This window comes from Moraxella lacunata, from assembly GCF_002027545.1.
GTDB classification, from domain to species: domain Bacteria; phylum Pseudomonadota; class Gammaproteobacteria; order Pseudomonadales; family Moraxellaceae; genus Moraxella; species Moraxella lacunata.
In genome coordinates, this window is sequence record NZ_MXAN01000041.1 from 1 (window position 1) to 8,824 (window position 8,824).

11 protein-coding genes and 1 riboswitch are annotated in these 8,824 nt (G+C 43.1%); of the genes, 6 read left to right on the forward strand and 5 right to left on the reverse strand.

The window, feature by feature from the left end:
- The 4 genes from B5J94_RS06255 to B5J94_RS06270 all read left to right on the forward strand — a co-directional run.
- Nucleotides 1–506 (forward strand): hypothetical protein (locus B5J94_RS06255; RefSeq protein WP_211271062.1); only part of this gene is annotated, 506 nt, incomplete at its 5' end.
- A gap of 324 nt (nt 507–830) precedes the next feature.
- Nucleotides 831–1,115, forward strand: a complete 285-nt coding sequence (locus tag B5J94_RS06260) for a type II toxin-antitoxin system RelB/DinJ family antitoxin (protein ID WP_062501198.1) — start codon at nt 831–833, stop codon at nt 1,113–1,115.
- Nucleotides 1,105–1,410 carry a type II toxin-antitoxin system YafQ family toxin gene (locus B5J94_RS06265; protein WP_062501200.1) on the forward strand — a complete coding sequence of 102 codons (306 nt, stop codon included), beginning with the start codon at nt 1,105–1,107 and terminating at the stop codon, nt 1,408–1,410. The genes B5J94_RS06260 and B5J94_RS06265 overlap by 11 nt, the downstream gene beginning before the upstream one ends.
- Before the next feature lie 3 nt (nt 1,411–1,413).
- On the forward strand, nt 1,414–2,064 hold the full coding sequence (locus B5J94_RS06270; RefSeq protein ID WP_062501202.1) for a histidine phosphatase family protein: 651 nt from the start codon (nt 1,414–1,416) through the stop codon (nt 2,062–2,064).
- A gap of 28 nt (nt 2,065–2,092) precedes the next feature.
- Here the strand turns inward: B5J94_RS06270 and thiC are convergent, their stop codons facing one another.
- The 5 genes from thiC to B5J94_RS06295 form a co-directional block, all read right to left on the reverse strand.
- The gene (thiC, locus tag B5J94_RS06275) at nt 2,093–3,940 is read right to left on the reverse strand and encodes a phosphomethylpyrimidine synthase ThiC (protein WP_062501204.1); all 1,848 of its coding nucleotides are present in this window, start codon (nt 3,938–3,940) and stop codon (nt 2,093–2,095) included.
- A 350-nt stretch (nt 3,941–4,290) separates the two neighbouring features.
- A riboswitch (TPP riboswitch) is annotated at nt 4,291–4,407 on the reverse strand.
- A gap of 107 nt (nt 4,408–4,514) precedes the next feature.
- Entirely contained in the window at nt 4,515–4,820 is a 306-nt protein-coding gene (locus B5J94_RS14750) for a hypothetical protein (RefSeq protein WP_228144541.1), read from the reverse strand.
- A 1-nt stretch (nt 4,821) separates the two neighbouring features.
- Nucleotides 4,822–5,406, reverse strand: a complete 585-nt coding sequence (locus tag B5J94_RS06285; RefSeq protein WP_079364006.1) for a Hint domain-containing protein — start codon at nt 5,404–5,406, stop codon at nt 4,822–4,824.
- Between the two features lie 107 nt (nt 5,407–5,513).
- A complete protein-coding gene (locus tag B5J94_RS06290) occupies nt 5,514–5,837 on the reverse strand; it encodes a hypothetical protein (RefSeq protein WP_062501207.1) in 324 nt (107 codons plus the stop codon).
- A 59-nt stretch (nt 5,838–5,896) separates the two neighbouring features.
- Entirely contained in the window at nt 5,897–6,220 is a 324-nt protein-coding gene (locus tag B5J94_RS06295) for a hypothetical protein (RefSeq protein ID WP_062501209.1), read from the reverse strand.
- Nucleotides 6,221–6,625: 405 nt separating this feature from the next.
- On the opposite strand from B5J94_RS06295, the gene B5J94_RS06305 reads away from it, so the two are divergent.
- Both B5J94_RS06305 and B5J94_RS06310 read left to right on the forward strand, forming a co-directional pair.
- Nucleotides 6,626–6,937: a YqfO family protein gene (locus B5J94_RS06305; RefSeq protein WP_062501215.1), complete on the forward strand. Its 312-nt coding sequence runs from the start codon at nt 6,626–6,628 to the stop codon at nt 6,935–6,937.
- A gap of 157 nt (nt 6,938–7,094) precedes the next feature.
- On the forward strand, nt 7,095–8,774 hold the full coding sequence (locus tag B5J94_RS06310) for a peptide ABC transporter substrate-binding protein (protein WP_062501217.1): 1,680 nt from the start codon (nt 7,095–7,097) through the stop codon (nt 8,772–8,774).
- The last annotated feature ends 50 nt before the right edge of the window (nt 8,775–8,824 follow it).

Genomic DNA, 8,824 nt, shown 5'->3' on the forward strand with positions numbered 1-8,824 from the left:
TTATGGGATACAGTTGCTACGCCTGCCAATTATTGGGAATAAACTATATGTCAAAAGAACCAGAATACGGCTCAACAGAACATCTTGTGCAGTCTTTTAAAGAGCAAATCATTTTTATTATTGTTATGGGTTCACTCTTTTGTGCTGTCTATTACTTTTATATAAAACCCAATGAGGTAAAAAAACTCCAATCAGCGTCAAAAGATGAGTGTGGACATTTTATTGAGTTTTATTCCTCCCCTGATTCTGATGACCCCAGAAATAGAAACATTGATTATTTTTCAATTAAAAATAATCATGGTAAGGAGTTGCATTTTGTCAGAAATGCAAATCTTGCAAAATCAAAATCTGATCTCTATCAAGAAAATAAAAAAATGTTAAAAAACGCCAAACAAGGCGATTTGGTATGTTTAACATACAGCACAGAATATTACGAAGATTTTGGTAAAAAAGTACGAGATAAGAAAATACCTTATCTTATTAAAATTAACTCATTAGGAGAATAGTCATGGTTGTTAAACTACTTGAAAGAGGTTCAGTCGCAATAGTGAGTGCAGATTCTGCTAGTAATGGTAGGGTGCGTAACACGCACCAATATGTTTTTAGGTATTTTTAATAGATAAGGTTTTTGTATAAATTGGTAGGTAGTAAATTACAACTCATCCTTGTGAAATTATCAAATTTATTATTTTATTGTATAAAAGGTGCGTGGTACGCACCTTACGCCCAACTAGAAGACACACCACACACCGCCCAAACCCACGCCCATTCATTGCATTTTTTAAATAATCACGATAAAATACAGAAAAACCCACGAAAAAGGAGCTGTCATGAGTGGTAATTTTAACATGAGCTTTGACCCCAAGGTAAGACAAGAATTTGCCGATGTGCTATCAGGCTATGGCTTGACCGTTCCCCAAGCCTTTAAACTCTTTGCCAATCAAGTCATCAAAACCAAAACCGTACCTTTATCTTTTGATTGGCAAGCAAATGATGAACTTTGCGAGCAGGTACTGGTTGCCCTAAATGCCAACGAGCAAGAAAAGCAGGCGGGCAAATCGGTGCGTTATGCCGATTTTGATGAGATGATGACGGACTTGGCAAATGAGCGATAATCATCAAACGCCACGAGAGATTGAGATTTTCTCATCATTTAAACGGTGTGCCAAAAAGCATTATCTACACCTTATCAGTGGCGAATGGGCAGAAGTGATAAATTGCCTCATTCATCGCACGCCCCTACCGCCCAAATATAAAGACCACGCCCTAACAGGCAATCTAAAAGCATATCGTGATTGCCACGTCAAAAATGATTTGGTGCTACTTTATAAAATATCAGACGATGATAATGTGTTGGAGCTACATTATTTGGACACGCATTCCGAAGTTTTTAAAAACGCTGATAAATAACCCATGAAAAAATTCTACCTAATCCGCCACGCCCAATCCGAATCCAACGCAGGACACGCCATTCGCCCCAACCACGAGATTGCCATTACCAAGCTCGGACAGACCCAAGCGACAGACGTGGCGGACTGGCTCATCACGCACGTCCCCACGCCTGATAGGGTTTTTGTGTCGTCCTACATTCGCACGCACCAGACGGCACAGCCTTATTTGGATAGGACGGGCATGACTCCTGTGCAGATTGATGATTTGCGGGAGTTTAATTACCTAGATTATGAGCATATCAAGGACTTAACCTTATCCCAAATCGTCAAAATGGCGGACGACTACTGGGCGAATAACGACAAAACCCACACCGACAGCCCCACAACGGATAATTTTGTGAACCTTGCAGAGCGTGTCAAGGCGGTGCGTGATGCGTTTGATGCCTTGCCAGACGGCACTTATGTCGTCTTTACGCATGGTATGTGGCTGGGTATGCTCATGTGGCAACTTGTGCTTGGTTATCATGGGGGCGAGTGTCCACGCCTGTTTAATATGATAAAATTTAGAGAATTTGAACTTGCCGTCCGCCCAAAAAACTGTGAAGTCTATCTGATGATAAGCGATGACGGACACAGCACGATAAGTAAGGTGAGAGCTAGGGGTGATGATTGACCCAAGCCCTTTTCTTTGCAATCTATCACTACACCACCCGATAAAGCTGACTGCCCCCTTCTTTATATTTATCCTTCATCTCGTCCATGCCACGAGCGTATTCTCGCACGTTTTGCGTGATTTTCATGGAACAAAACTTCGGGCCACACATCGAGCAAAAATGTGCCGATTTATGGGCTTCTTTTGGCATGGTCTCATCGTGCATTGCCCTTGCCGTGTCAGGGTCTAGGGCAAGGTTAAACTGGTCTTCCCAGCGAAACTCAAACCGTGCCTTAGACAAGGCATTATCACGCACTTGGGCGAGCGGATGTCCCTTGGCAAGGTCGGCGGCGTGGGCGGCAATTTTGTAAGTGATGATACCGTCTTTTACGTCCTTTTTATTAGGCAAGCCCAAATGCTCCTTTGGCGTAACATAACACAGCATTGCCGTACCATACCACCCAATCATCGCCGCCCCTATCGCACTGGTGATATGGTCATAGCCAGGGGCGATGTCGGTCGTCAAAGGCCCTAGCGTATAAAATGGGGCTTCGTGGCAATGCGTGAGTTGCATATCCATATTTTCTTTAATCATATGCATGGGAACGTGTCCAGGCCCTTCTATCATCACTTGCACGTCATGCTCCCACGCACGTTTGGTCAGCTCGCCAAGCGTTTTTAGTTCACTAAATTGAGCTTCATCATTGGCATCTTGAATACACCCTGGGCGAAGTCCATCGCCCAAACTAAACGCCACGTCATAGGCTTTGGCAATCTCACAAATCTCATCAAAATGCTCATAAATAAAATTCTCCTTGTGATGAGCCAAACACCATTGTGCCATGATTGACCCACCCCGGGAGACAATGCCTGTCAAGCGATTGGCGGTGAGTGGCACATAACGCAGCAGCACCCCTGCATGAATGGTAAAATAATCCACGCCCTGCTCTGCCTGCTCAATGAGCGTATCCTTAAAAATCTCCCACGTCAAATCCTCCGCCACGCCACTTACCTTTTCCAATGCCTGATAAATCGGCACCGTCCCAATCGGCACAGGGCTATTACGAATAATCCATTCTCGTGTTTCGTGGATATTTTTGCCTGTGGACAAATCCATAATCGTATCTGCTCCCCAGCGTGTCGCCCACGTCATTTTGGCGACTTCTTCATCAATGGACGAACCTAAGGCGGAGTTGCCAATATTGGCGTTAATTTTTACCAAAAAATTTCGCCCAATAATCATCGGCTCGCTCTCTGGGTGATTGATGTTACACGGAATAATCGCTCGCCCTTCTGCCACTTCTTGACGCACAAATTCAGGGGTAATCTCACGCACGCTCGCCCCAAAATTTTCGCCTTGATGTTGGCGTAAATCCACGCCCTCACGCTGTTTGCCATTTTCACGAATGGCGATGTACTCCATTTCAGGGGTGATAATGCCCTGTCTGGCGTAGTGCATTTGGGTTACGTTTTTGCCACGTTTGGCTCGTCTGGGTTTGGCAATGTGAGCAAAACGAATGTCCGCCGTGCGAATGTCGTTAAGCCGTGCCTTGCCAAAATCCGATGTCAAACCGTCCAAAACGTCCGTATCATCACGATCGGCAATCCACGCCTCACGCAGTTTGGGTAAGCCTTGATTTAGGTCAATGTGAACGCTTGGGTCGGTATACACGCCTGATGTGTCATACACCAAAATCGGCTCGTTCTTCTCAAAACCGTCTTTTGCCAAACCTGTTGGCGTGTCGGTAAGCGTAATTTCACGAAATGGCACACGAATGTCCGCTCGTGAGCCTTGTACATAGACCTTTTTGGAAGCGGGTAAGATACGAGTTAAATCCTTGGCATCTTGTTCGTGTTGGTTGATAATTTCTTGCGATTGATTTGTTTGGCTCATCATAAAATCCTTATTGAGAATCTGTATCCACACCATCACGCCAATAGATTGATTTTTAAGGAAATAACACGATTGAGCTTTTATATAAAAAATGGCTAAATCTTGTTTTTCATCGTCAAAAACTTGTCTGATAGAATAACTATCAGCCTGCATTTTTTCCTTGAAAAATCTGCGATTTATCTCATTTTTTATGATAAAGATGATATGGATACAGATTCTATGGCTAAAAAACAAATCAAGCCATCAAAAATCTTATGATAAATGGGGTGTGGGTAAGGTTAAATATCGGTACGCACCGATTAAAGTTTGAGTTTTAATTTGGTGCGTAATACGCACTTTACTTAACCACAAATAGACTTTGAAAACTTGATTTCCTACGACAGTATGAACTGTATCAGGTTCAACGGATTGCCAATGGCTCTCAGCGATTTGTATTTTTAAAAAGCACAACCGCACTCCGTCAAGTTGGGATATATTATAACAAAAAATTGCAAATAAAGTTGGGATTTTTGCAAAAATCGTATCAGATGAAATCAATCATTGATAAACATATTTTTACCAACATTAAGGGCTAAAATCAATCCATCTTTGTTTTGCCACAATTGGTATTGTGCACTAAAATTCCAGTTCTTCCCGCAAAATAAGTATGATAATCTTCAACTTCAATATTATAAACGGTCGTGGTATAAGCAGGATAAGCAATTCCTTTGACCATTGTTCCTGTAAAACCATCACGGTTATAATAGGGCGTTGCCATCACTTCATTTTCGGGCAATGGCTCTATCTCGTTTGTTCGAGTATGGTTATCGCTAATAAATATTTGTCCAAAACCATCAAAACTATCTGGTTGAGCCAATGCCCCCTCTAATAAATCTCTTTCCAAACTAAAAATAAACCCTTATAAGTATTGGGGTTGAAGTTTTTAAAAATCCATAAAAATCAGGGTTTGGAAAGAAGTCTAATGAGCCTTGCCATCCACCCATAATTTGCCCGCGTTGTAACCAAGCATATTCATCCAATTTAGACTTATAGAAAGGTTTAACACAAGCCACGACATAATAGTTGCCTAATGAGTTGATTAAAATATCTCCCATACGCAATTGGTCTACTCGTGTCCATCTTGGTTCATCATAATAGGTGGCACCGTCATCTCGTTCAAGGTAATCAAAGAACTTGGTTGTGTTATTGACATAGCCATACACCATAAAGGGGTGATTGGGTGTAACAGCAAAATTTTCAGTAATGAACCCCGAGTTATCTAGTCGAGTCGTGCCCACATACCATATTTCTTTATTTTCGTATTGGAAAGTATTGATGACTCGTTTGGGAACTGGCTCACCAATGCCGTTTTCTGGCATTGACATGACCATATCGCCCACTTGAATGTCCTTAATGGGTTTCCAGTAGCCATCGCCTGTTTTTACTAAGGTACCGCCTACAAAACCATTTTCCATTATATTTTCCGCCATTTCTTAAAAATTCCTTATAGTATAGCATATCAGTTATTTTTTGCCAAAATTCTACAAGGTTATCTTTTTAAACGATTTTGCTATTATCCATATTTGGCAATGGTGATTTAACGCAGCATTTCCCATAAATGTAACGCAACCACAATGATGAATAAAATACCTGCGATTATCCATTTTGTCAAAATTAAACTGATGATAAATAGCACAAAACAGAACATTTTAACAAAACTAACAATCATCACCAAACGATAGCATTTATCGCAAAATTCAGCCGTATAAGGTCCATTGGGTGCGTGGCGTAAATGTCCATATTCTCCACAGTTGCAAAGACCACAAAATCCATAAGGAATATTTCGCTTTTTTAAATGATCAGGGTCTGTTTGCCATAAGTTGCAATAGCAATTTCTTTTTTTGGGGTCGGGTGTTGGCATGGTGTTTTCCTAATACATGATTATCACAGTTAAATTATCCAAATCATCTTATCATCGTGTTATTTCAAAAAACACCAAATCCCAAAAGGCAATAAAATAAATACCAACCACAGTCCATAACCTATTTTATTAAGCCATTTTAATTGTTCATCAGAATAATCACGTTTTGAGAAATAAACATTTGCCAAAGAATGGGTAGCAAACCCCAAGCCACAAACCCCAAACCAATATAATGCTGTATCATGTAGGCTGGACGGCAACCGAGAAGGGATAATCTTTGGAAGCAATATAAAGAAGAACACCCAAAATCCCGTAACCGCCATGCGAACACCTTCATTTCGGTTAAGCCATGGTGCGCTAAAAAATTTGGTTAATTTGGTCATTGTTTTCCCTGTTTGATTTGACGTGAAAAAAATAATACTATAACAAAATCACACCCCATTATCAATTATTATTCATTCTCATTTGCTTGGATAAGTTCGCTCTCCATCTGTCATAAGGCATCAACTACGCCCCAATTTTGCTTGATGGCTTGACTGCCGCAAAAGGCAAAAGTGATTTGCCCTAATACGCTCTTTTGTGATAGAGTACATCCAGCCAACTTGATATTTACCATGGGTTTGTAGGGGTGTGCTGAGCACACCCTTTGATGATATTCCGCACAAGGCGTGCTCAGCACGCCCCTACGCCCAAACATCATTGCGTTTGTAGTAATTTTAAAGTTTCTTGGGCACACTTAGAGTATCATACCAAAAATATCATCCATACAACCCATTTTAGGACAAACCATGTACAAATTTATCGCCTACATCCCCGAATCCGACCTAGAAAACGTCAAGACCGCCCTATTTAACGCAGGGGCAGGGCAATTTGACGGATATAGCCATTGCTCTTGGCAAGTGCTTGGCGTGGGGCAGTTTAAACCCTTAAAAGGGGCAAACCCTGCCATCGGTCAGATTGATAAGATAGAATACGTCCCCGAATGGCGGGTTGAGACCATCGTCCCCGATGATAGGCTCATGGACGTGGTGCGTGCCTACAAATCGGCTCATCCTTATGAAGTGCCAGCGTATGATGTCTATCAGATGGTGGATGTGTGAGTGCATGGCTTTTCGTGTCTGGTGCAGACATGATGAACCAAGCCATTTTATATGCCAAAATGATAAAGATATATGTCATAATGGAATTTAGACTTTGCATAAAAAGCCCTGATAATAGGGTGTATCAAGACATATCGCAAATCACGATGGAGCTGACATGACAAGCCAATCCTTTAAATTTTCCAAAAAATCCCTAGTCCTTGCCCTGCCTGTGTGCTTACCGCTATTTTTTGGGGCGTGCAGTCAGCCCCAAAACCAAGCCCAAACGGGCGATACCGCCGACAAGACAAGCGAGACCAAGGCGGACACGACCACCCCAAAATCCGACCGTGATACGCTCATCATCAACAACGGTGCCGAAGTCGGTTCGCTTGACCCGCACAAAACAGGGGGCGTGCCCGAGTCTGGGCTTGCTCGTCAGCAGTTTGTGGGGCTTGTCAGTACAGATTCTGATGGCAATCTTGAACCTGCCATTGCCGAAAGTTGGGAGAGTGCCGACAACAAGGTGTGGACGTTCAAACTGCGTGATGCCAAATGGTCAAATGGCGAGCCGATTACCGCCCATGACTTTGTGTTTAGTTTTCAGCGTATGGTTGACCCAAAGACGGCTGCCAACTTTGCCAACTATGTGGCAGACGCTAAGTTTGTGAACGCAAGCGACATCATCGAAGGCAAAAAAGCCCCCACCGAGCTTGGCGTGAAAGCCATTGATGATAAGACCGTTGAGATTACCCTATCCGAGCCTGTGGCATTTTTGCCTGATATGCTTACCTATACCGCCATGCGACCTGTTCCCAAAAATGTGGTAGAAAAATTGGGCGATGACTGGTCAAAAATTGAAAACATCGTGGTAAATGGGCCATACATCATCAAAGAGCGTGTCATGGGCGAAAAAATCGTCCTTGCCAAAAACCCCCACTATTATGATGCCGACAAAGTTGCCATTCCAAACCTTGTGCTACTACCGATTGATTCTGGGCAGACAGACTACACCCGTTATCAAGCAGGCGAGATTGATGTTACTTATACCGACATTCCAAGCGATATTCTTGCCAAAGCCGACAAAAATGAAGTCAAAACATCGCCATCGTTTTGCTCGTATTATTATGAAATGAACGTCAACAAACCACCCTTTGATGATGTGCGTGTTCGCCGTGCGATGACCTTGACAATGGATAGAGAGCTGATTGCCGAAAAAGTGGCGGCTCGTGGCGAGACCCCTGCCTATCAGATGACCCCAAAAGTTACTGCCAACAACCCCAACTACACCCCAGATTGGCAAAAACTTGACAAAACCGCTCGCATTGCCGAAGCCAAAAAACTACTGGCAGAAGCAGGTTATAATGAACAAAATCCTTTGAAGTTTGAACTGCTCTACAACACCAGCGAAAACCACAAAAAAGTGGCAGTGGCAGCCCAGTCCCTATGGCAAGAAGCCCTTGGCGAGACCATCAAGATTGAGCTACACAACCAAGAGTGGAAATCCTACCTTGCCACTCGCCGTAACCACGAACACCAGATGGCTCGTGCGGCATGGTGTGGCGACTATAATGACCCTGCCACGTTCCTAAACGTCATGAAAACCAAAGGCTCGGGCAACTATGGGGCGTATTCTAGTGCCGAATATGACAACCTGCTAAAAACCGCCTACACCGCCAACAGCCCCGAGGAGCGTGCCAAGGTGTATCATGAGCTTGAAGCGATTTTGGACAAAGACGTACCAAATGTGTGGGTATATCATCAAGTGAATGTGCGTGTGGTGAAACCGCATGTCAAAGGCTACTCAACCAAAGATGCTCTTGGCAACTGGCAAGCTCGCCATTGGTCGTTTAAGTGATGTAGGTTTTTAAATCGGGAAAAAGGGCGAATCTGAACCGACCCCCAAAT